This window comes from Pseudomonas sp. GW822-FHT02E03, from assembly GCF_058802325.1.
On the sequence record NZ_JBXAOA010000009.1, the window covers coordinates 38,490 to 60,609 of the forward strand.

22 protein-coding genes are annotated in these 22,120 nt (G+C 59.3%); 16 read left to right on the forward strand and 6 right to left on the reverse strand.

Annotated elements, in window-relative coordinates:
- Positions 1 to 144 precede the first annotated feature (144 nt).
- The 4 genes from rnc (at position 145) to pdxJ (ending at position 3,435) form a co-directional block, all read left to right on the forward strand.
- Positions 145 to 834, forward strand: a complete 690-nt coding sequence (rnc, locus tag AC1RQB_RS09525) for a ribonuclease III (protein ID WP_007905528.1) — start codon at positions 145 to 147, stop codon at positions 832 to 834.
- The gene (gene era, locus AC1RQB_RS09530; protein WP_008073130.1) at positions 827 to 1,729 is read left to right on the forward strand and encodes a GTPase Era; all 903 of its coding nucleotides are present in this window, start codon (positions 827 to 829) and stop codon (positions 1,727 to 1,729) included. Before rnc ends, era begins: the two co-directional genes overlap by 8 nt.
- A gap of 171 nt (positions 1,730 to 1,900) precedes the next feature.
- Positions 1,901 to 2,590, forward strand: coding sequence for a DNA repair protein RecO (gene recO, locus AC1RQB_RS09535; RefSeq protein WP_063341462.1), 690 nt, complete (start codon positions 1,901 to 1,903; stop codon positions 2,588 to 2,590).
- 98 nt (positions 2,591 to 2,688) lie between these two features.
- Positions 2,689 to 3,435, forward strand: a complete 747-nt coding sequence (pdxJ, locus tag AC1RQB_RS09540; RefSeq protein ID WP_063341461.1) for a pyridoxine 5'-phosphate synthase — start codon at positions 2,689 to 2,691, stop codon at positions 3,433 to 3,435.
- Between the two features lie 129 nt (positions 3,436 to 3,564).
- On the opposite strand, the gene mltF is transcribed toward pdxJ, so the two are convergent.
- A complete protein-coding gene (gene mltF / locus AC1RQB_RS09545) occupies positions 3,565 to 5,025 on the reverse strand; it encodes a membrane-bound lytic murein transglycosylase MltF (protein WP_063341460.1) in 1,461 nt (486 codons plus the stop codon).
- Between the two features lie 274 nt (positions 5,026 to 5,299).
- Between mltF and purL the strand changes: the two genes are divergently transcribed.
- The 3 genes from purL to AC1RQB_RS09560 all read left to right on the forward strand — a co-directional run bounded on the left by purL (position 5,300) and on the right by AC1RQB_RS09560 (position 10,108).
- Entirely contained in the window at positions 5,300 to 9,196 is a 3,897-nt protein-coding gene (gene purL / locus AC1RQB_RS09550; protein WP_008073134.1) for a phosphoribosylformylglycinamidine synthase, read from the forward strand.
- Between the two features lie 19 nt (positions 9,197 to 9,215).
- Positions 9,216 to 9,527: a YqfO family protein gene (locus AC1RQB_RS09555; protein ID WP_007905538.1), complete on the forward strand. Its 312-nt coding sequence runs from the start codon at positions 9,216 to 9,218 to the stop codon at positions 9,525 to 9,527.
- A gap of 257 nt (positions 9,528 to 9,784) precedes the next feature.
- Positions 9,785 to 10,108, forward strand: a complete 324-nt coding sequence (locus AC1RQB_RS09560) for a hypothetical protein (protein WP_063341459.1) — start codon at positions 9,785 to 9,787, stop codon at positions 10,106 to 10,108.
- A gap of 222 nt (positions 10,109 to 10,330) precedes the next feature.
- Here the strand turns inward: AC1RQB_RS09560 and AC1RQB_RS09565 are convergent, their stop codons facing one another.
- Positions 10,331 to 10,834 carry a L,D-transpeptidase family protein gene (locus tag AC1RQB_RS09565; RefSeq protein WP_063341458.1) on the reverse strand — a complete coding sequence of 168 codons (504 nt, stop codon included), beginning with the start codon at positions 10,832 to 10,834 and terminating at the stop codon, positions 10,331 to 10,333.
- 65 nt (positions 10,835 to 10,899) lie between these two features.
- Positions 10,900 to 11,451, reverse strand: a complete 552-nt coding sequence (locus AC1RQB_RS09570) for an NUDIX hydrolase (protein WP_008071014.1) — start codon at positions 11,449 to 11,451, stop codon at positions 10,900 to 10,902.
- A 146-nt stretch (positions 11,452 to 11,597) separates the two neighbouring features.
- Between AC1RQB_RS09570 and AC1RQB_RS09575 the strand changes: the two genes are divergently transcribed.
- The 5 genes from AC1RQB_RS09575 to purT all read left to right on the forward strand — a co-directional run bounded on the left by AC1RQB_RS09575 (position 11,598) and on the right by purT (position 14,951).
- The gene (locus AC1RQB_RS09575) at positions 11,598 to 12,197 is read left to right on the forward strand and encodes a CoA pyrophosphatase (protein ID WP_007897550.1); all 600 of its coding nucleotides are present in this window, start codon (positions 11,598 to 11,600) and stop codon (positions 12,195 to 12,197) included.
- Positions 12,198 to 12,253: 56 nt separating this feature from the next.
- The gene (locus tag AC1RQB_RS09580) at positions 12,254 to 12,778 is read left to right on the forward strand and encodes a gamma carbonic anhydrase family protein (RefSeq protein WP_003221962.1); all 525 of its coding nucleotides are present in this window, start codon (positions 12,254 to 12,256) and stop codon (positions 12,776 to 12,778) included.
- On the forward strand, positions 12,775 to 12,990 hold the full coding sequence (locus tag AC1RQB_RS09585; protein ID WP_063341457.1) for a DUF1289 domain-containing protein: 216 nt from the start codon (positions 12,775 to 12,777) through the stop codon (positions 12,988 to 12,990). The genes AC1RQB_RS09580 and AC1RQB_RS09585 overlap by 4 nt, the downstream gene beginning before the upstream one ends.
- A 211-nt stretch (positions 12,991 to 13,201) precedes the next feature.
- Positions 13,202 to 13,675 carry a 7-cyano-7-deazaguanine/7-aminomethyl-7-deazaguanine transporter gene (locus AC1RQB_RS09590; RefSeq protein ID WP_007897552.1) on the forward strand — a complete coding sequence of 158 codons (474 nt, stop codon included), beginning with the start codon at positions 13,202 to 13,204 and terminating at the stop codon, positions 13,673 to 13,675.
- A 94-nt stretch (positions 13,676 to 13,769) separates the two neighbouring features.
- Complete coding sequence (gene purT, locus AC1RQB_RS09595) at positions 13,770 to 14,951, forward strand: formate-dependent phosphoribosylglycinamide formyltransferase (RefSeq protein WP_063341456.1); 1,182 nt, start codon at positions 13,770 to 13,772, stop codon at positions 14,949 to 14,951.
- Between the two features lie 112 nt (positions 14,952 to 15,063).
- Here purT and AC1RQB_RS09600 read toward each other — a convergent pair whose 3' ends face one another.
- The 3 genes from AC1RQB_RS09600 to AC1RQB_RS09610 form a co-directional block, all read right to left on the reverse strand.
- Positions 15,064 to 16,380, reverse strand: a complete 1,317-nt coding sequence (locus tag AC1RQB_RS09600) for an MFS transporter (RefSeq protein ID WP_207267233.1) — start codon at positions 16,378 to 16,380, stop codon at positions 15,064 to 15,066.
- A 248-nt stretch (positions 16,381 to 16,628) separates the two neighbouring features.
- Positions 16,629 to 17,873, reverse strand: coding sequence for a transporter associated domain-containing protein (locus tag AC1RQB_RS09605; RefSeq protein ID WP_063341455.1), 1,245 nt, complete (start codon positions 17,871 to 17,873; stop codon positions 16,629 to 16,631).
- A 12-nt stretch (positions 17,874 to 17,885) separates the two neighbouring features.
- On the reverse strand, positions 17,886 to 18,698 hold the full coding sequence (locus AC1RQB_RS09610) for a cytochrome C assembly family protein (protein WP_032830310.1): 813 nt from the start codon (positions 18,696 to 18,698) through the stop codon (positions 17,886 to 17,888).
- 210 nt (positions 18,699 to 18,908) lie between these two features.
- Here AC1RQB_RS09610 and ffh point away from each other — a divergent pair, with 210 nt between their 5' ends.
- The 4 genes from ffh to trmD all read left to right on the forward strand — a co-directional run bounded on the left by ffh (position 18,909) and on the right by trmD (position 22,082).
- Positions 18,909 to 20,285 (forward strand): signal recognition particle protein, encoded by a 1,377-nt coding sequence (ffh, locus tag AC1RQB_RS09615; RefSeq protein WP_008071004.1) that lies wholly within the window; start codon positions 18,909 to 18,911, stop codon positions 20,283 to 20,285.
- Between the two features lie 248 nt (positions 20,286 to 20,533).
- Positions 20,534 to 20,785: a 30S ribosomal protein S16 gene (rpsP, locus tag AC1RQB_RS09620; RefSeq protein ID WP_003198088.1), complete on the forward strand. Its 252-nt coding sequence runs from the start codon at positions 20,534 to 20,536 to the stop codon at positions 20,783 to 20,785.
- A 5-nt stretch (positions 20,786 to 20,790) separates the two neighbouring features.
- Positions 20,791 to 21,327 carry a ribosome maturation factor RimM gene (gene rimM, locus AC1RQB_RS09625; RefSeq protein WP_046053340.1) on the forward strand — a complete coding sequence of 179 codons (537 nt, stop codon included), beginning with the start codon at positions 20,791 to 20,793 and terminating at the stop codon, positions 21,325 to 21,327.
- Positions 21,309 to 22,082, forward strand: coding sequence for a tRNA (guanosine(37)-N1)-methyltransferase TrmD (trmD, locus tag AC1RQB_RS09630; protein WP_173667518.1), 774 nt, complete (start codon positions 21,309 to 21,311; stop codon positions 22,080 to 22,082). The genes rimM and trmD overlap by 19 nt, the downstream gene beginning before the upstream one ends.
- Positions 22,083 to 22,120 lie beyond the last annotated feature (38 nt).

Consider the following 22,120-nt stretch of genomic DNA (forward strand, 5'->3'; position numbering starts at 1 on the left):
TGGAGTCGGCATAATCGGCACCGGACGCATGAAAACAACGATATTCAGGACGTTATTTTTGAACACAGCGTTAATTGTCCCAAGCCTGCGCCGCACCACGGCGATGGCGGTGGAATCCAGCCACGAACTCAGCGTGGGTAAACCGTGAGCGTCTCCTTAAGCCGTCTAGAGCGTCAGCTCGGCTACACCTTCAAAGACCAGGAACTGATGGTCCTGGCCCTGACTCACCGCAGCTTTGCCGGGCGCAACAATGAACGCCTGGAGTTCCTCGGTGATGCCATCCTCAACTTCGTCGCTGGCGAGGCGCTGTTCGATCGCTTCCCGCTGGCCCGCGAAGGCCAGTTGTCGCGTTTGCGCGCCCGCTTGGTGAAAGGTGAAACCCTGGCCGTACTGGCCCGTGGTTTCGATCTGGGCGAATACCTGCGCCTGGGCTCCGGCGAATTGAAAAGCGGTGGTTTCCGTCGCGAATCGATTCTGGCCGATGCCCTGGAAGCGCTGATTGGTGCGATCTATCTGGACGCCGGCATGGACATGGCGCGCGAGCGCGTGCTGGCCTGGCTGGCCGGAGAGTTCGAAGGCTTGACGCTGGTCGACACCAACAAAGATCCGAAAACCCGCCTGCAGGAATTCCTGCAGTCCCGTGGTTGTGAGCTGCCGCGTTACGAAGTGGTGGATATCCAGGGTGAGCCGCATTGCCGGACGTTCTTCGTCGAATGTGAAATCATCTTACTGAATGAAAAAAGCCGAGGTCAGGGTGTGAGTCGTCGTATTGCCGAACAGGTAGCGGCCGCCGCAGCACTGATTGCCCTGGGTGTGGAGAATGGCAATGACTGATTCAACCGCAACTCGCTGTGGCTATGTTGCCATCGTCGGCCGTCCCAACGTGGGCAAGTCCACGCTGCTGAACCACATTCTGGGTCAGAAGCTGGCGATCACCTCGCGCAAGCCGCAGACCACCCGTCACAACATGCTCGGTATCAAGACCGAAGGCGCCGTTCAGGCGATCTACGTCGACACCCCGGGCATGCACAAGGGCGGCGAAAAGGCTCTGAACCGCTACATGAACAAGACCGCTTCGGCGGCGTTGAAAGACGTCGACGTGGTGATCTTCGTGGTTGACCGCACCAAGTGGACCGACGAAGACCAGATGGTCCTCGAGCGCGTTCAATACGTGACCGGCCCGCTGATCGTGGCGCTGAACAAGACCGATCGTATCGAAGACAAGTCCGAGCTGATGCCGCACCTGAGCTGGTTGCAGGAACAGCTGCCGAACGCGCAGATCATGCCGATCTCGGCCCAGCACGGGCACAACCTGGACGCGCTGGAACGAGTGATCGCCGAGCACCTGCCGGAAAACGATCACTTCTTCCCGGAAGATCAGATCACTGACCGCAGCAGCCGCTTCCTTGCCGCTGAACTGGTGCGCGAGAAAATCATGCGCCAGTTGGGCGCCGAGCTGCCGTACCAGATCACCGTGGAAATCGAAGAGTTCAAGCAGCAGGGCAAAACCCTGCACATCCATGCGTTGATCCTCGTCGAACGTGACGGCCAGAAAAAAATCATCATTGGCGACAAGGGCGAGCGCATCAAGCGCATCGGCACCGAGGCGCGCAAGGACATGGAGCTGCTGTTCGACTCCAAGATCATGCTCAACCTGTGGGTCAAGGTTAAGGGCGGCTGGTCCGATGACGAACGTGCGTTGCGTTCGCTGGGTTACGGCGATCTGTAACACCGGTCTGCGCTGCACCGTAGAACCCTGTGGGAGCGGGCTTGCCCGCGATGAGGATGTAACATTCAGCAGAGATGTTGAATGTAAGTCCGCCATCGCGGGCAAGCCCGCTCCCACATTGGTTTTGGTTGTTTGTAGAACTGCGCTCCTTCATTGAGAACTGCGATTCCCATGTCTCCAACCCAGCCCATCGCCCAACCCGCGTACGTCCTCCACTCCCGCGCCTACCGCGAAAGCAGTGCGCTGGTGGATTTCCTTACGCCGCAAGGTCGGCTGCGGGCGGTGTTGCGTAGCGCGCGGGGCAAGGCCGGGACATTGGCGCGGCCGTTTGTGCCGCTGGAAGTCGAATTCCGTGGGCGGGGTGAATTGAAAAACGTCGGTCGCATGGAAAGCGCCGGTGTTTCCACCTGGCTCAACGGTGAGGCGCTGTTCAGCGGTCTCTACCTCAACGAATTGCTGATCCGTCTGCTGCCCGCCGAAGACCCCCATCCCGCAGTCTTCGATCACTACGCCGCGACCTTGCTCGCCCTGGCCGAAGGCCGTCCATTGGAGCCATTGCTGCGCTCCTTCGAATGGCGTTTGCTCGACGACCTCGGTTACGGTTTCGCCTTGAACACTGATATCCATGGCGACCCCATCGCGCCGGATGGCCTCTACCGCTTACAAGTGGATGCAGGCCTGGAACGGGTCTATCTGCTGCAACCGGGTCTGTTCAACGGCACTGAATTGCTGGCCATGGCCGATGCCGACTGGTCCGCGCCCGGCGCGCTGTCCGCTGCCAAGCGCTTGATGCGTCAGGCGCTGGCCGTTCATCTGGGCGGTCGTCCTCTAGTCAGTCGCGAGTTGTTTCGTAAGCCATAGTTTCGCAAGCCATAGGAACTGTTGATGCTTGCGTCAACAGAGCCAAGCTCCCCGTGTATGCTGTGCACCGAACTTTCCCTTATTTCAGGAGCGCTTCCGTGACCACCAGCAATCGCATTCTTCTTGGCGTGAACATCGACCACGTTGCCACCCTGCGTCAGGCCCGGGGTACTCGCTACCCGGATCCAGTCAAGGCAGCGCTGGACGCGGAAGAGGCGGGTGCTGACGGCATCACCGTGCACTTGCGCGAAGACCGTCGGCACATTCAGGAACGCGATGTGTTGCTGCTCAAGGACGTGCTGCAAACCCGCATGAACTTCGAAATGGGCGTCACCGAAGAAATGATGGTGTTCGCCGAACGCATCCGCCCGGCGCACATTTGCCTGGTCCCGGAAACCCGTCAGGAACTGACCACCGAAGGCGGTCTGGACGTGGCAGGGCAGGAGGCGCGGATCAAGGCTGCGGTGGATCGCCTGGCGAAGATCGGCTGTGAAGTATCGCTGTTCATCGACGCTGACGAGCGGCAGATCGAAGCATCCCGCCGTGTTGGTGCGCCAGCCATCGAATTGCACACCGGGCGTTATGCGGATGCCGAGACGCCAGCCGAAGTCGCTGAAGAGCTCAAGCGCGTGGCCGATGGCGTGGCATTTGGTCTGGCCCAAGGTCTGATCGTCAACGCCGGTCACGGTCTGCACTATCACAACGTCGAGGCTGTTGCGGCGATCAAGGGCATCAATGAACTGAACATCGGCCATGCGCTGGTGGCCCATGCGTTGTTCGTCGGGTTCAAGTCGGCGGTGTCGGAAATGAAAGCGCTGATTCTGGCTGCTGCACTGAAAGGTTGAGATCGGCGGCGCTGCCTTCGCGGGCAAGCCACGCTCCCACAGGTCCGAGTTGAACGACAGTTGAATATTCGACGCGGACCTGTGGGAGCGTGGCTTGCCCGCGATGGCGTCTTTGAAGGCTGCGAAGATTTAAAGCGGTGGGGTTTCCTGGCTCGGCTTGGTCTTGTCGACCCCCGGCACATGCAGGTTGCCTTCAGCGACCTGATTGCCTTCCAGCTGCGGCTGCGTGACCCACGTCAGGATGTCGTAGTAACGACGGATGTTCGCCACGAAATGCACCGGCTCGCCGCCCCGGGCGTAGCCGTAACGAGTCTTGCTGTACCACTGTTTCTGTGACAGGCGCGGCAGGATTTTCTTCACATCCAGCCACTTGTCCGGGTTCAACCCTTCCTTGGCCGCCAGTTTGCGCGCGTCATCCAGGTGACCGCTGCCGACGTTGTAGGCTGCGAGCGCGAACCACGTACGATCCGGCTCCTGGATCGACTCATCCAGTTGCTCCTTCATATAGGCCAGGTACTTTGCCCCACCCATGATGCTCTGCTTGGGGTCGAGTCGATTGGACACGCCCATGGCTTGCGCGGTGTTCTGGGTCAGCATCATCAATCCACGCACGCCGGTCTTGGACGTGACCGCCGCTTGCCACAGCGATTCCTGATAACCGATCGCCGCCAGCAGACGCCAGTCGACTTTCTCTTTCTTGGCGTACGTCTTGAAATGCTGTTCGTACTTGGGCAACCGCTGCTGCAGATGCTGGGCGAAGGTATAGGCGCCCATGTAACCGAGTACATCGACGTGCCCGTAATAGCGATCCTTGAGGCGTTGCAGGGTGCCGTTTTTCTTCACTTTGTCGAGGTAATCGTTGATCTCGTTGAGCAGGCTGTTGTCTTCGCCGGTGGCCACGGCCCAGCTCTGATTGCTGGCGTCACCGAGGTCGAAGGCGACCCGCACGTTGGGGAAGTACACCTGGTTCATCGCGACTTCGTTGGAATCGACCAGGGTCAGATCGATCTGGGCTTCGTCGACCATGCGCAGCAAATCGACGACTTCAACTGCGTCGGACTCTTCGTATTCAATGCCGGGATATTTCTTTTTCAGCTCTGCCAATTGCTCGGCGTGGGTGCTGCCCTTGAGCACCATGATCTTCTTGCCGACCAGATCGCCTGCGTCGGTCGGTCGTGACTGGCCGTTGCGGTAGATGATCTGTGGGGTGACTTCGAGGTAGGAGTGGGAAAACCGTACCTGTTTTTTTCGTTCTTCGCTGCTGACCAGGCCGGCAGCAGCCAGCACCGGGCCATTGGGCTTGCCCACCTGATTGAACAGGTCGTCGAGGTTGTCGGCAGTTTCGATCTTGAGCTCGACCCCCAGATCCTCGGCAAAGCGCTTCACCAGCTCGTATTCGAAGCCGGTTTCACCGTTGCGATCCTGAAAGTAGGTGGCGGGACTGTTACGGGTAACCACCCGCAGCACGCCATCCTCCTTTACGCGCTCCAGCGTGTTGGGTTTATCAACACAGCCACCGAGCACCAGGAAGAGTCCGGTTGCGATCAGCCATTTGGCGTACCGCGGACGCAAAGCCGTTGGGGAAAACATCTGCGCAGTATACGCAAAGGACCACGAGCGCCATATCTCGACAGCGAAGGGCTTGTCTGCTAGAGAGTCTAAAACCCGCTTGGAGCCCGCAGGAATGGGCCCGAACAGCATTTTTTGAGATAAAAAATAACCCTCGGCGCGCGCCTGTCCAGGGCCCGAAAACCCGGCCCGACGTTCGGGTACAGCCGTGCGTACCGTTTCGGGTGCTGTCGCGGGCGGTTTAGGCTAGAATGCACGGCCTCAAAGCACACCCCTTCCCGAGGCTGTCCCGAAGATGTTGATCCTGCGCGGCGCTCCTGCCCTTTCTGCCTTTCGCCACAGCAAACTCCTTGAGCAACTGAGCCAGAAGGTTCCGGCTGTCAGCGGCTTGTATGCTGAATTCGCTCACTTCGCCGAAGTTACCGGCGTCCTGACCGGCGACGAACAGCAGGTGCTCGCGCGCCTTCTGAAGTACGGCCCAAGCGTTCCAGTACAAGAGCCAACCGGTCGTCTGTTTCTGGTGTTGCCACGTTTCGGCACTATCTCGCCGTGGTCCAGTAAAGCCAGCGACATCGCTCGCAACTGTGGCCTGACCAAAGTCCAGCGCCTGGAGCGCGGTATCGCGTTCTACGTCGCCGGCCAGTTCAGCGATACCGAAGCGCAGCTGATTGCAGACGCCTTGCATGACCGCATGACCCAGATCGTATTGGACAACCTTGAACAAGCCGCCGGCCTGTTCAGCCACGCCGAACCCAAGCCCCTGACCGCGATCGACGTGTTGGGTGGCGGCCGCGCCGCGCTGGAAAAAGCCAACACCGAGCTGGGTCTGGCCCTGGCCGAAGACGAGATCGACTATCTGGTCGCAGCCTTCGTCGGCTTGAAGCGCAACCCGCACGACATCGAGTTGATGATGTTTGCCCAGGCGAACTCCGAGCACTGCCGTCACAAGATCTTCAACGCCAGTTGGGACATCGACGGTCAGAGCCAGGAAAAAAGCCTGTTCGGCATGATCAAGAACACCTACCAGATGCACAGCGAAGGTGTTCTGTCGGCTTATAAGGACAACGCCTCGGTAATCGTTGGCTCCGTCGCCGGCCGTTTCTTCCCGGACCCTGAAACCCGCCAGTACGGCGCGGTACAGGAACCGGTGCACATCCTGATGAAAGTCGAAACTCACAACCACCCGACCGCGATTGCCCCGTTCCCGGGCGCGTCCACCGGTAGCGGCGGTGAGATTCGCGACGAAGGTGCAACCGGTCGCGGCGCCAAGCCAAAGGCTGGCCTGACCGGTTTCACCGTGTCCAACCTGCAGATCCCGGGCTTCGAACAGCCGTGGGAAGTGCCATACGGCAAGCCTGAGCGCATCGTTACCGCGCTGGACATCATGATCGAAGGCCCGTTGGGCGGTGCCGCGTTCAACAACGAATTCGGTCGTCCGGCCCTGACCGGTTATTTCCGTACCTTCGAACAATCGATCACCACCCCGCGTGGCGACGAAGTTCGCGGTTACCACAAGCCGATCATGCTGGCTGGCGGCATGGGTAACATCCGTGCCGAACACGTGCAGAAGGGCGAGATCACCGTTGGCTCCAAGCTGATCGTCCTCGGCGGCCCGGCGATGTTGATCGGCCTGGGCGGCGGTGCTGCCTCTTCCATGGCCACCGGCACCAGTTCGGCGGATCTGGACTTCGCATCGGTACAGCGCGAAAACCCGGAAATGGAACGTCGTTGCCAGGAAGTCATCGACCGTTGCTGGCAGTTGGGTGATAAAAACCCGATCAGCTTCATCCATGACGTCGGCGCGGGCGGTCTGTCCAACGCCTTCCCGGAACTGGTCAACGACGGCAACCGTGGCGGTCGCTTCGAGCTGCGCAACATTCCAAACGACGAGCCGGGCATGGCCCCGCACGAAATCTGGAGTAACGAATCCCAGGAACGCTACGTTCTGGCAGTCGGCCCTGCGGACTTCGAACGCTTCCAGGCGATCTGCGAACGTGAGCGTTGCCCGTTTGCCGTGGTCGGCGAAGCCACTGCCGAACCGCAACTGACCGTGACCGACAGCCACTTCGGCAACAGCCCGGTGGACATGCCGCTCGAAGTACTGCTGGGCAAAGCCCCGCGCATGCACCGTTCGGCCGTTCGCGAAAACGAGCTGGGCGATGATTTCGATCCGTCGACCCTCGAGATCGCCGACTGCGTGGAGCGCGTTCTGCATCACCCGGCCGTGGCCAGCAAAAGCTTCCTGATCACCATCGGCGACCGTACCATCACCGGCCTCGTGGCCCGTGATCAGATGGTCGGCCCGTGGCAGGTTCCGGTGGCTGACGTTGCCGTCACCGCTACCAGCTTCGACGTCTACACCGGTGAAGCCATGGCCATGGGCGAGCGTACTCCGCTGGCTCTGCTGGACGCTCCGGCGTCGGGCCGCATGGCCATCGGCGAAACCCTGACCAACATCGCGGCGTCGCGCATCGCCAAAATCTCCGACATCAAACTGTCGGCGAACTGGATGTCCGCCGCCGGTCACCCGGGTGAAGACGCGCGTCTGTACGACACCGTGAAAGCGGTCGGCATGGAATTGTGCCCGGACCTCGGCATCACCATTCCGGTAGGCAAGGACTCCATGTCCATGGCCACCCGCTGGAACGACGAAGGCGTCGACAAGACGGTGACTTCGCCGATGTCGCTGATCGTGACCGGCTTCGCCCCAGTGGCTGACATCCGTCAGACCATGACCCCGCAACTGCGCATGGACAAGGGCACCACCGACCTGATCCTGATCGACCTCGGTCGCGGTCAGAACCGCATGGGCGCTTCGATCCTCGCTCAGGTTCACGGCAAACTCGGCAAGCAGGCCCCGGACGTCGATGACGCCGAAGACCTGAAAGCCTTCTTCGCCGTGATCCAGGGCCTCAACGCCGACGGTCATTTGCTGGCTTATCACGACCGTTCCGACGGTGGTCTGCTGACCAGCGTCGTGGAAATGGCCTTCGCCGGTCACTGCGGCCTGAGCCTGAACCTCGACGGTCTGGCAGAAACCTCCGCCGACATCGCCGCGATCCTGTTCAACGAAGAACTGGGTGCTGTGATCCAGGTTCGCCAGGACGCCACTCCGGACATCCTCGCGCAGTTCAGCGCAGCTGGCCTGGGTGACTGCGTGTCGGTGATCGGTCAGCCGATGAACAACGGCGAGATCAGCATCACCTTCAACGGCGACACCGTGTTCGAAGGTCAGCGTCGTCTGCTGCAACGTCAGTGGGCCGAGACCAGCTACCAGATCCAGCGTCTGCGTGATAACGCCGACTGCGCCGAACAAGAGTTCGACGTGCTGCTGGAAGAAGACAACCCGGGCCTGAGCGTCAAGCTCAGCTACGACGTCAACCAGGACGTCGCCGCGCCTTACATCAAGAAAGGCATCCGCCCACAGGTTGCCGTGCTGCGTGAGCAGGGCGTCAACGGTCAGGTGGAAATGGCAGCCGCGTTCGACCGCGCCGGTTTCAACGCGATCGACGTGCACATGAGCGACATTCTGGCCGGCCGTGTCGACCTGAACGAGTTCAAAGGTCTGGTGGCTTGCGGCGGTTTCTCTTACGGCGACGTATTGGGTGCCGGTGAAGGCTGGGCCAAGTCCGCACTGTTCAACAGTCGCGCTCGCGATGCCTTCCAGGGCTTCTTCGAACGTAACGACAGCTTCACCCTCGGCGTGTGCAACGGTTGCCAGATGATGTCCAACCTGCACGAGCTGATCCCGGGCAGCGAGTTCTGGCCGCACTTCGTGCGTAACCGTTCCGAGCAGTTCGAAGCTCGCGTTGCCATGGTGCAGATCCAGGAGTCGAACTCGATCTTCCTGCAAGGCATGGCCGGTTCGCGCATGCCAATCGCCATCGCGCACGGTGAAGGCCATGCCGAATTCGCCAGCGAAGAAGCGTTGCTGGAAGCCGATCTGTCGGGTTGCGTGGCGATGCGTTTCGTCGACAACCACGGCAAGGTCACCGAAAACTACCCGGCCAACCCGAACGGCTCGCCGCGCGGTATCACCGGTTTGACCAGCCGTGACGGTCGCGTGACCATCATGATGCCGCACCCGGAGCGTGTGTTCCGCGCCGTGCAGAACTCGTGGCGTTCGGAAGACTGGAACGAAGACGCACCTTGGATGCGTATGTTCCGTAATGCTCGCGTGTGGGTTAACTAAGAGCGGGGAGCTGATTGCCGTGTACAAGCTCGGTTTTTTTGTTCCGGCCAGTCATGTCGAGGTGGTCAAGAGTGCTGTGTTCGCTGCCGGTGGTGGGCGGATCGGGGCTTATGATCACTGCGCGTGGCAGGTGTTTGGGTTGGGTCAGTTTCGGCCTTTGGATGGCAGTCAGCCGTTTATTGGTGAAGCGGGGCAGGTCGAGCAGGTTGAGGAATGGAAGGTTGAGCTTGTGGTCAGCGATGAGTTGATTCGGGCGGTGGTGGTGGCTCTGAAAGAGAGCCATCCCTACGAGACGCCGGCTTATGAGGTATGGCGGTTGGAAGATTTCTGATCTTCCTGGCCGCTGAAAATGAGAAACCCGCTGAAAGTGATTTCAGCGGGTTTTTTGTTGTCCGGAGTTTGCGCCCGGGAGGTCGAAGGATGCGGTGTTTTCGAATGTCCGGTTAGTGTGGATGGCTAACTAGACGCCGAGAGAAAACGTGATATCCGTTTGTCTGGAATCGCGCGGACCTATCAACTATGGCAGTAGCGAGGATGCGGAGTTTGCTATGTGATATAGCTTCCATCAGCTAATAGAAGGGATTCATCATGACTTTAGAAATCACAGAGGTTACTTCGAGGTTGGACGGTAAGCCGATCGAAAGTGGCTCCAGCACCGAATCCACCATAGTGACGATAAGAGGCACTGCATCGAAGGCAAACCAGGCCGTTCATATTTATGATAATGACGGTGAGGCTCCAATATTCAGTACCACCTCAAATCAAGACTTAAGGTGGGTTAGCTACTCGCCCGAGCTAGATGTTGGGGTGCACAAGTTCAAGGCAAAACTTCAGTGGGATGAGGAGGTATCAAATGAATGGGTTATTACCGTCCTCCCACCGAAGGACGGCAAGTCCAGTACTCGTTCCTGAGGCGTCGATGATTTAACCGTTTTGATCATTCTCAAGCAGAGTGGAGTAGGGCCGCTGAGCCGATGAAAATCAGCGGACTCTGAGATTTTCGGTGTTTGTCAGGGCCTCATCGCGAGCAGGCCCGCTCCCACAATGGTTCGGTGTACATAGATCCAATGTATGTGGGCTTGCCCGCGATGACTGCCACAGACGCCCCCCGTTATTGAAGATATAGGGGGTAGGTTACGGGCGAATCTCAATCATCGTGCCATCCGGCACCAAACCCCAAACCTCGCGCATGTCCATGTTGCGCATGGCGATGCAGCCGTCGGTCCAGTCCAGCGTATGGAACAGGTCTTCGGGGTTGTCTTCGGTATCTGGGGTGCCGTGGATCATGATCATGCCGCCAGGCTCGACGCCTTCGCGCCGGGCACGGGCGGCGTCGCTGATGTTGGGGTAGGAGATGTGCATCGCCAGGTTGAAACGGTCGCTGATCTTGCGCCAGTCCACCCAATAAAAGCCTTCGGGGGTGCGCTTGTCGCCCTCCATCAGCTTCGGCCCCTTGGGGCGTTTGCCCAAGGAAATGCGATAGGTCTTGATCGGCTTGCCATCATTGATCAATTGCAATTGATGGGCTGATTTGAGAACCAGAACTTTTTCGATGACTTTGCCATCCAGCGTTTCCGTGGAGGAAGCCTGGGCGACAGCGACGAACGATAAGCAAAAAACAGCAAGCAACCAGCGCATTGAAACGATATCCCTAAGAGGTGTCGCGACTATTTATTTTATAGGTGCTTTTATGTGTAGCAGCTTTAAATGATGGCAGGCTGGACGAGCGGCGGGATCGATTCGGACCGCACGGGGTAGACCTCGGTCCGCCGGTCAGCGAAGAAGCATTCTAAGGTACGGCCCACCGTGCGGAAAGCCAGTTCGCCCCAAGGGATGTCGGCTTCTTCGAACAGTTGCACTTCCAGGCTCTCGGGCCCCGCGGAAAAATCCAGGTCCACCAGCTCGGCGCGAAAGAACACATGCACCTGGCTGATGTGTGGCACGTCGATCAGCGTATAGATACTCAGGTTACGCACGCGGGCACAAGCTTCTTCGGCGGTCTCGCGAATGGCGGCCTGCTCGATGGTCTCACCGTTTTCCATGAACCCGGCGGGCAGGGTCCAGTAACCGCGCCGTGGCTCGATGGCGCGACGGCACAGCAACACCTTCGAACCCCAGACCGGCACGCAACCGGCGACGATATTGGGGTTTTGGTAATGGATGGTATGACAGCTGTCGCAGACAAAACGCAGGCGCGAATCGCCTTCGGGAATGCGCTGGGTTACCGGGTTGCCGCACTGGCTGCAAAATTTCATGCTTGGGTTCCTGAATGCTGCGCCTATCTTGGCGTGCAGCGGTGTCGGTCGGCAAGTTGTCGTTTCGCGACATGAGGCTGTTCGGGGCTTGGGCGGCCGATGCGATTGGTGCATGATGCAGGGTAAGGCACAGATCGAGAAGACTCATGCTGGACGAGCTACTGCACCGGGTAAGCAATCACACGCCGCGTACGCTGGAAACAGACCGACGTTTCCCCGAAGCCGCGGTATTGGTGCCCATCACGCGCAGTGACGAACCGGAACTGGTGCTAACCCTTCGCGCCAGCGGGCTTTCTACCCATGGCGGCGAAGTTGCCTTTCCCGGCGGTCGACGCGACCCCGAAGACCCTGACCTGATTTTTACCGCCCTGCGCGAAGCCGAAGAAGAAATCGGCCTGCCACCGGGGCTGGTTGAAGTGATCGGCCCGCTGAGCCCATTGATCTCCCTGCACGGCATCAAGGTCACGCCCTATGTCGGCGTGATTCCGGATTTCGTCGAATACCAGGCCAATGATGCCGAGATCGCCGCGGTGTTCAGTGTGCCGCTGGAGTTCTTCCGCAAAGACCCGCGAGAGCACACTCACCGCATCGACTATCAGGGCCACAGTTGGTACGTGCCGAGCTACCGTTATGGCGAGTACAAGATCTGGGGGCTGACGGCGATCATGATTGTCGAGTTGATCAACCTGCTCTATGACGCGAAAATCAGCCTGCATCAACCCCCCAAGAGTTTTATCAACACCTGAAGCCATCGTTCGCATGGCATGAGTCTGCGGCTGCCTGAGCCTTTGAGGACAATAAGATGAAATACCGCCTGGGCGACGCCCGCGTCGACACCCATCCGCAGAGTTGGGTCGCACCCAATGCCGTGCTGGTGGGCAAGGTCAAACTGGAAGAGGGCGCCAACGTCTGGTTCAACGCCGTGTTGCGTGGCGACAACGAACTGATCCTGATCGGCAAGAACAGCAATGTGCAGGACGGCACCGTGATGCACACTGACATGGGCTACCCGCTGACCATTGGCACCGGCGTGACCATCGGCCACAACGCGATGCTTCACGGCTGTACGGTGGGCGATTACAGCCTGATCGGTATTAATGCGGTGATTCTCAACGGCGCGAAAATCGGCAAGAACTGCATCATCGGCGCCAACTCGCTGATCGGTGAGGGCAAGGAAATTCCGGACGGCTCGCTGGTCATGGGCTCGCCGGGCAAGGTCGTGCGCGAGTTGACCGAGCCGCAAAAGAAGATGCTCGAAGCCAGCGCCGCTCACTATGTGCACAACTCGCAGCGTTACGCCCGCGATCTGGTCGAGCAGGAAGAATGAGCACCACTGAACGACCTGTTCCATCGCCATGCGTGAACATTTGTGCGCTGGATGAGGATGACATTTGCACCGGGTGTCAGCGCACGGTGGAGGAGATCACGCGCTGGAGCCGGATGGACAACGAAGAGCGGCGCAAGGTGCTGGGGTTGTGTCATGAGCGGGCGAAGTCGAGTGGGTTGATCTGGATGTTGCCCTCCAAATCCGATTCCTGATGGTTGTACGCGGTTCTGTGGCGAGGGGGCTTGCCCCCGTTCGGCTGCGCAGCAGTCGTGAAATCAGCAAATGCCGTACGCCTGAAAGAATAAAGTCGCAGGTTTAGCGCCGCTTCGCAGCGCAACGGGGGCAAGCCCCCTCGCCACAGGTTATCTATGCGTTGAGGATGAAGTACCCTGTGCACCAAAATCGACAGGTACTCCCGCCCCCATGCTCTTCCTGATCGCCTACATCAGCAGCGTCGTGCTGATCAATTACGCTTTTTCCAGCGCCCCGCACCTGGACATCATCTGGTCGGCCTGGGGTGGTCTGGTGTTCGTGCTGCGGGACATGGTGCAAACCCGTTTCGGCCACGGCGCGATCGCGGCGATGCTGGTGGCGCTGGTGCTGTCTTATGTCACTTCTGACCCGTCTATCGCACTGGCCAGCGCGATCGCATTCGCGGTGTCCGAGTGCATCGACTGGCTGGTGTTCAGCATCACCAAGCGTCCATTGCATGATCGCCTGTGGATAAGTTCGGCCCTGAGCATCCCGCTGGACACCTTCATCTTCTTCGGCATGATCGATGCGTTTACTCCGGCCGTGATCCTCACCGCTATGGGTTCGAAGTTCGCAGGTGTGACAGTCGTGTGGCTGATCATGGCCTGGCGCTTGCGTAATCAGGCCGTCGTCAGCAGAAGCTAAACCCTCAGGTTCATGTAAAATGCCGCGCTTTCTCCCCCATGGGAAGCGTGCCAGGCACCGCATCCCTCGATGATCCGCTTCTTGAGGACCTGAGATGACCCGTATCGGAACTCCATTGTCGCCAACCGCGACCCGCGTATTGATGTGTGGCTGTGGTGAGTTGGGCAAGGAAGTGGTGATCGAGCTGCAACGCCTGGGCGTTGAAGTGATTGCTGTGGATCGCTACGCCAATGCGCCGGCCATGCAAGTCGCCCATCGCAGCCATGTGATCAACATGCTCGACGGCGCAGCCCTGCGTGCAGTGATCGAGGCCGAGAAGCCGCACTTCATCGTGCCGGAAATCGAAGCCATCGCCACCGCGACCCTGGTAGAGCTGGAGTCCGAAGGCTTCACCGTGATCCCGACCGCTCGCGCCACGAAGCTGACCATGAACCGCGAAGGTATCCGTCGCCTGGCCGCCGAAGAGCTGGGCCTGCCGACGTCGCCGTACTACTTCGCCGACACCTTCGAGGACTACAGCAAGGCCGTCGACGATCTGGGTTTCCCATGCGTGGTCAAACCGGTCATGAGTTCCTCGGGCAAAGGCCAGAGCCTGCTGCGCAGCGTTGATGACGTGCGCAAGGCCTGGGATTACGCTCAAGAAGGTGGCCGCGCCGGTAAAGGTCGCGTGATCATCGAGGGCTTCATCGATTTCGACTACGAAATCACCCTGCTGACCGTGCGTCACGTTGGCGGCACCACGTTCTGTGCGCCGGTTGGCCACCGTCAGGAGAAGGGCGACTACCAGGAATCCTGGCAGCCACAAGCCATGAGCCCGGTTGCTCTGGCTGAATCCGAGCGCGTTGCCAAAGCCGTGACCGAAGCCTTGGGTGGCCGTGGTTTGTTTGGCGTCGAACTGTTCATCAAGGGTGATCAGGTCTGGTTCAGCGAAGTCTCGCCGCGCCCGCATGACACCGGTCTGGTGACCCTGATTTCCCAGGACCTGTCGCAGTTCGCACTGCACGCACGGGCGATCCTGGGCCTGCCGATTCCATTGATTCGTCAGTTCGGGCCTTCGGCTTCGGCGGTGATTCTGGTGGAAGGGCAGTCGACTCAAACCGCATTCGCCAATTTGGGCGCTGCGCTGGGCGAGCCGGATACCGCGTTGCGTCTGTTCGGCAAGCCTGAGGTCAATGGCCAGCGTCGGATGGGTGTGGCGTTGGCGCGTGATGAGTCGATTGAAGCGGCTCGTGCTAAAGCGACCCGTGCTTCTCAAGCTGTTGTTGTAGAGCTGTAACCGAGGCGCGGCTATCGCGGGCAAGCCCGCTCCCACAGGGTTTTCGGTTGATCACAAATTTTGTGTACACCTGAAATCCTGTGGGAGCGGGCTTGCCCGCGATGGCGTTTTATCAGGCAACCCGATTCAAGTCGTTATGCCGCGTCTCCTTCAGGCACAGCACAGCAATCAGACTGAGCACCGCTGCCCCCGACACATACCCGCCGACATAACTCAAACCGCCCATCGCTACCAGTTTCTGCGCAAAGAACGGCGCCGCTGAGGCTCCGACAATGCCGCCCAGATTGTAGGCCGCCGATGCGCCGGTATAGCGCACGCGGGTCGGAAACAGCTCTGGCAGCAGCGCGCCCATCGGCGCAAACGTCACGCCCATCAGAAACAGTTCAATGCACAGGAACAGCGCTACGCCCCAGGTCGAGCCTTGGGTCAGCAGCGGTTCCATGAGGAATCCGGACAGAATCGCCAGCACGCCGCCGATGATCAGCACCGGTTTGCGCCCGAAACGATCACTCGCCCAAGCCGATAGCGGTGTCGCGGCCGCCATGAACAGCACGGCGAAACACAGCAGGGCGAGGAAGGTTTCGCGGGTGTAGCCGAGCGTCGAAACACCATAGCTCAGCGAAAACACCGTCGAGATATAGAACAGCGCGTAACACACCACCATCGCCCCGGCACCCAGCAGCATCGGCGCCCAGTATTGGCTGAACAGCTCGAGCAGCGGGATCTTCACCCGTTCCTGACGAGCCATGGCATTGGCGAATACCGGGGTTTCGTGGAGCTTGAGGCGCACATACAGGCCCACCATCACCAGCGCGGCACTGAGCAGGAACGGAATCCGCCAGCCCCACGAACGGAACTGCTCGTCGTTCAGGCTCATGGCCAGGGTCAGGAACAGGCCGTTGGCCGCCAGAAACCCGATCGATGGGCCGAGTTGCGGAAACATGCCGTACCAGGCGCGCTTGCCTTTGGGCGCGTTCTCAGTGGCCAGCAATGCGGCGCCGCCCCATTCACCGCCCAGCCCCAGACCTTGGCCGAAGCGCAGCACGCAAAGCAGGATCGGCGCCCAGGCGCCAATGCTGTCGTAATCCGGCAGCACGCCGATCAACGTGGTGCACACACCCATCAGCAGCAAGGAGGCGACCAGTGTCGATTTACGCCCGATGCGGTCACCGAAGTGGCCGAACAGCGCCGAACCCAGTGGCCGCGCAAGGAAGGCGATACCGAAGGTGAGGAACGCCGACAGCATCTGGGCGGTGCCGGAGGTCTGCGGAAAGAACACCGGCCCGATCACCAGCGCTGCCGCAGTGGCGTAGACGTAGAAGTCGTAGAACTCGATGGCCGTGCCGATGAAACTCGCGGTGGCTACTCGGGTGGCGGAGTTGGTTGGTTGAGCAGGCGTGGTGTCGCTGAACGTTGTGCTGGTCGTCATGCGGTAATCCCTGACAGTCATGTGCCCCAGTGGAGCGAATTATTATGGTCGAATACCCAGGGATGTGGGTTGAGATACGGTCGCTGTTCAAGGTAGGAACAGTCGTCGCAGTGGTGCGGATATTGTCGATGATCTGGCCGGAACCTGCTGCGCGCGGGGTAAGCACGTGGTTCGGCGGGGGCTCGGGTAAGCGGCTTGATTATAGGAAGGCGGCTAACGATCTAACAAGGGCATGGATATTTAACAATCTAACGGCTAGAGGCAATCGCAGGCGTCGAACTGGTATGCCAAATCAACACGCGCGTGACGCGATTGTCTTCCGTCTCCAGAATCTCCAGCCGATAACGCCCGATCTTCAGGCAAACCGCACTGTCCGGAATCGTTTCCAGCGCCTCGGTCACCAACCCGTTGAGGGTTTTCGGACCATCACTGGGCAGATGCCAGCCAAGGCTCTTGTTCAATTCACGAATCGATGCCGCACCCTCGATGACCAGGCGCCCATCGGCCTGCGGATGGATGTGCGGATTATCCAGGCTGTGCTGGCTTTCGAACTCACCGACAATTTCTTCGAGAATGTCTTCCAGGGTCACGATGCCCAGCACTTCGCCGTACTCGTCGACTACCATGCCCAAACGCCGCTGCTGCTTGTGGAAGTTCAGCAATTGCAGCTGCAGCGGGGTGCTTTCCGGTACGAAGTACGGTTCGTGACTGGCTGCCAGCAGTTCTTCCCGGGTCAGGCTTGAATCCGGTAGTAAATGACGGATCTGTCGGGTGTTGAGCACCGCTTCGACCTGGTTGATGTCGCTGTGGAATACCGGCAGGCGGGTGCGTCTGTTATGGCGCAGTTGCTCGATGATTTCTTCGAGGGAATCGTCCAGATTGATTCCGTCGACCTCACTGCGCGGTACCAGAATATCGTTGACCGTGATGTTATCCAGCGCATGGATACCTGACAGCGAATGCGGGCGAGTGGCGGCGTGTTCGTGATCGTCATGCCGATCTGCTGGCGCCTCGTCTTCGCTTTGTTGCACCACATTGATTTTGCGGGCGAATGGACGCATCAGCAGTTGGCTGATGGCATTGAGTAGCCAGGCAGCCGGGTAGACGATTTTCAACGGTATGCCGAGCAGCGTGTTGCCCAGGCTCAGGACAGCATCTGGATAGCGCATGGCAAGGGTGCGTGGCAGATAGTCGGCGAACACCAGCAGCACCGCGCTGGCACCGAGGCAGGCAATCCATGGACCGTTTTGTGCCCAGGTGAAAATCGCCAGCAAGGTGCTGATGACCACTACCAGCGCGCGGCACAGGGTGTTGCAGAGGATCAGGCTGTTGAGCGGGAAACTCAGCTTGGCCACGGGTTTGTCGCTCGAACGCGAGGCCGTGCGCTGGGCCAGCAGCTGCTGTTGTGCAATTTCGATGGCGGTAAACAGCCCCGACCATAAAATCAGCAGGGCCAGCACCGCGAGCATCGGCCCTATGGGCAAGTCGTCCATTAATGCCGCCCGTCAGATATGCAGAATGTATTCGCGGACCAGCTTGCTGCCGAAGTACGCCAGCATCAGCAGGCAAAAACCGGCAAGGGTCCAGCGGATGGCTTTGTGTCCGCGCCAGCCGAGGCGGTTACGCCCCCAAAGCAGCACGCTGAACACGATCCAGGCCAGGCACGCCAGCAGGGTCTTATGCACCAGGTGCTGGGCGAACAGGTTCTCGACGAACAGCCAGCCGGAGATCAGCGACAACGAAAGCAGGCTCCAGCCGGCCCAGAGGAAACCAAACAGCAGGCTTTCCATGGTTTGCAGCGGCGGGAAGTTCTTGATCAGCCCGGATGGATGCTTGTGTTTGAGCTGATGGTCCTGAACCAGCAGCAGCAAAGACTGGAACACGGCAATGGTGAACATGCCGTAAGCGAGGATCGACAAGAGGATGTGGGCGAGAATGCCTGGTGCTTCGTCAATGATCTGCACCGTACCGGCGGGGGCGAACTGTGCCAGCACCACGGTGGCGGCGCCCAGCGGGAACAGCAATAGCAGCAGGTTTTCCACCGGAATCCGCGAGCAGGCCAGCAGGGTCAGGGCGATGACCGCTGCGGCAATCAGGCTGGCGGCGCTGAAAAAGTCCAGGGCCAGGCCGATCGGTGTCAGCAGATAGGTGATCAGGCTGACGCTGTGAGCCAGCACGGCCAGCACACCGAGCGTGACCAGCAGGCGCTTGTTCGCCTTGGCGCCGGTGGCCAGACGAGTGCCTTGATAGAGGGTCGCAGCGGCATATAAGCAGGCGGCGGCGAGGGTGGTAAGCAAACTGGGTGACAAGGGGAGCATAAATCCTGTTAGGCAAGCCCGAAAGGCGCTGAGTTTGGCATAGAACCCCCATAGCACGAAAGACCATGCAACCTGACGGCGAGGTGTCCGCCAGACGCAGTCTTCGCTATAATCCGCGACCTGCCCACGCCGCAGGCTCGCCGAGCACATGTTTATTCCGGTCTGGGCCGCCATTATCCCGGTCTACACAGGGCCTGAAAGGATCGCGCAATGTTTGAAAACTTAACCGACCGTCTCTCGCAGACGCTGCGCCATGTCACCGGCAAAGCCAAACTGACCGAAGACAACATCAAAGACACCCTGCGCGAAGTGCGCATGGCGCTGCTCGAAGCCGACGTCGCCTTGCCGGTGGTCAAAGACTTCGTCAATTCGGTCAAGGAACGCGCTGTCGGCACCGAGGTGTCACGCAGCCTGACGCCGGGCCAGGCCTTCGTGAAAATCGTCCAGGCCGAACTTGAAAGCCTGATGGGCGCGGCCAACGAAGACCTGAACCTGAGCGCCGTTCCTCCTGCCGTCGTGTTGATGGCCGGTCTGCAGGGTGCGGGTAAAACCACCACCGCCGGCAAACTGGCGCGCTTCCTTAAAGAGCGCAAGAAGAAGTCGGTCATGGTTGTGTCCGCGGACGTTTACCGTCCGGCGGCGATCAAGCAGCTTGAAATGCTCGCGGGTGAAGTTGGCGTTACCTTCTTCCCGTCCGACCTGAGCCAGAAGCCGGTCGACATCGCGCAAGCTGCTATTAAAGAAGCAAAACTGAAATTCATTGACGTGGTTATCGTCGATACCGCCGGTCGTCTGCACATCGACGAAGAGATGATGGGCGAGATCAAGGCGCTGCATGCCGCGATCAACCCGGTTGAAACCCTGTTCGTGGTCGATGCCATGACCGGCCAGGACGCCGCCAACACGGCCAAGGCTTTCGGCGATGCGCTGCCGCTGACCGGTGTGATCCTGACCAAAGTCGACGGCGATGCCCGTGGCGGTGCCGCGTTGTCGGTACGAGCCATCACCGGCAAGCCGATCAAGTTCATCGGTATGGGCGAGAAGAGCGAAGCGCTCGAACCGTTCCACCCTGAGCGTATTGCGTCGCGCATCCTTGGTATGGGCGACGTGCTCAGCCTGATCGAGCAGGCCGAACAGACCCTCGACAAAGACAAGGCCGATAAACTGGCCAAGAAGCTGAAGAAGGGCAAGGGCTTCGACCTCGAAGACTTCCGCGATCAGCTGCAACAGATGAAAAACATGGGCGGCCTGGGCGGCCTCATGGACAAACTGCCGAACATGGGCGGTGTGAATCTGGCGCAAATGGGCAACGCCCAGGGCGCGGCAGAGAAACAGTTCAAGCAGATGGAAGCCATCATCAACTCCATGACCCCGGCCGAGCGCCGCGACCCTGAGCTGATCAGCGGTTCGCGCAAGCGCCGGATCGCCATGGGTTCCGGCACTCAGGTGCAGGACATCGGTCGCTTGATCAAGCAGCACAAGCAGATGCAGAAGATGATGAAAAAATTCTCCGCAAAAGGCGGAATGGCCAAAATGATGCGCGGCATGGGCGGTATGTTGCCCGGCGGCGGCATGCCGAAAATGTAAAAGATTCGCGCCGGCAGTCATGTCGGCGTTGCCCACATGGAAGTGGGATCTCCAGCAAACCCGCACTTGGCGGGAGCTGACTGGCCGTTTTCAACGACGGCTCTATAGCAAATCTGGATGGCGACCGATAGGCCGCCGGAAAAAGACATTTGCAAAAGTCCGGATATTCCTTAGAATATGCGGCCTTTCGGGCACCTATGCCCGCTGTGCCTTTAGATTTGCAGCACCGACTACAGGAACGATCTTCAATGCTAACAATCCGTCTTGCCCTTGGCGGCTCCAAAAAGCGCCCGTTTTACCACTTGACCGTAACCGACAGCCGCAACCCGCGTGACGGTTCGCACAAGGAACAGGTTGGTTTCTTCAACCCTGTTGCTCGTGGTCAAGAAGTTCGTCTGTCCGTGAACCAAGAGCGCGTAGCCTACTGGCTGAGCGTTGGTGCACAACCTTCTGAGCGCGTTGCTCAGTTGTTGAAGGAATCTGCTAAGGCTGCGGCCTGAGCAATATGAACGCGACGCCAGCTGTTGCCGATGATTTGATCGTTATTGGCAAAATTTATTCTGTTCATGGCGTTCGCGGCGAAGTGAAGGTGTATTCCTTTACTGATCCGACTGAAAACCTGTTGCAGTACAAAACCTGGACGCTCAAGCGCGAAGGCAATGTGAAGCAGGTCGAGCTGGTCAGCGGACGTGGGAGCGACAAGTTCCTGGTCGCAAAGCTCAAGGGTCTTGATGATCGTGAAGAAGCACGTCTTCTGGCTGGTTATGAGATCTGTGTGCCGCGCAACCTGTTCCCTGAATTGACCGACGGCGAGTACTACTGGTACCAGCTGGAAGGTCTGAAGGTTATTGATCAACTCGGGCAATTGCTCGGGAAAATCGATCATCTTCTGGAAACCGGCGCCAATGATGTAATGGTGGTCAAGCCTTGCGCTGGCAGCCTGGATGATCGCGAACGCCTGTTGCCCTATACGGAGCAATGCGTGTTGGCTGTCGACCTTGCCGCAGGCGAGATGAAGGTGGAATGGGATGCGGACTTCTAAACGTGGCTAACCTGCGCGTAGAAGTGATCAGTTTGTTTCCCGAGATGTTCTCCGCCATCAGCGAGTACGGCATCACCAGTCGGGCGGTGAAACAGGGGCTGTTGCAGCTTACCTGTTGGAATCCGCGAGACTACACGACGGATCGACATCACACTGTGGATGATCGCCCATTTGGCGGTGGTCCGGGCATGGTGATGAAGATCAAGCCCCTGGAAGATGCTCTGGTTCAGGCCAAGGCGGCAGCCGGGGAGGCGGCGAAGGTAATTTACCTGTCCCCCCAAGGCCGTCAACTGACTCAGTCGGCGGTGCGCGAGTTGGCGAATCTGGATGCATTGATCCTGATTGCCGGCCGCTATGAAGGCATTGACGAGCGTTTTATAGATGCTCATGTCGATGAAGAGTGGTCGATTGGCGACTATGTACTGTCTGGCGGTGAGCTGCCGGCGATGGTCCTGATCGATGCGGTTACACGACTGCTGCCTGGAGCTTTAGGGCATGCGGACTCCGCCGAGGAAGATTCCTTTACGGATGGTTTGCTGGATTGCCCGCACTACACCCGACCGGAGGTGTATGCGGATCAGCGTGTTCCCGACGTATTGCTAAGTGGCAATCACGCGCACATCCGGCGTTGGCGTTTACAGCAGTCCCTTGGTAGGACCTTTGAACGACGCGCCGATCTTCTGGAAAGCCGCTCGCTTTCTGGAGAAGAGAAGAAGCTGCTCGAGGAATACATCCGCGAGCGGGACGATAGTTAACAACGTATCGATGGTAAATCCGACGATTTACCTTAGGA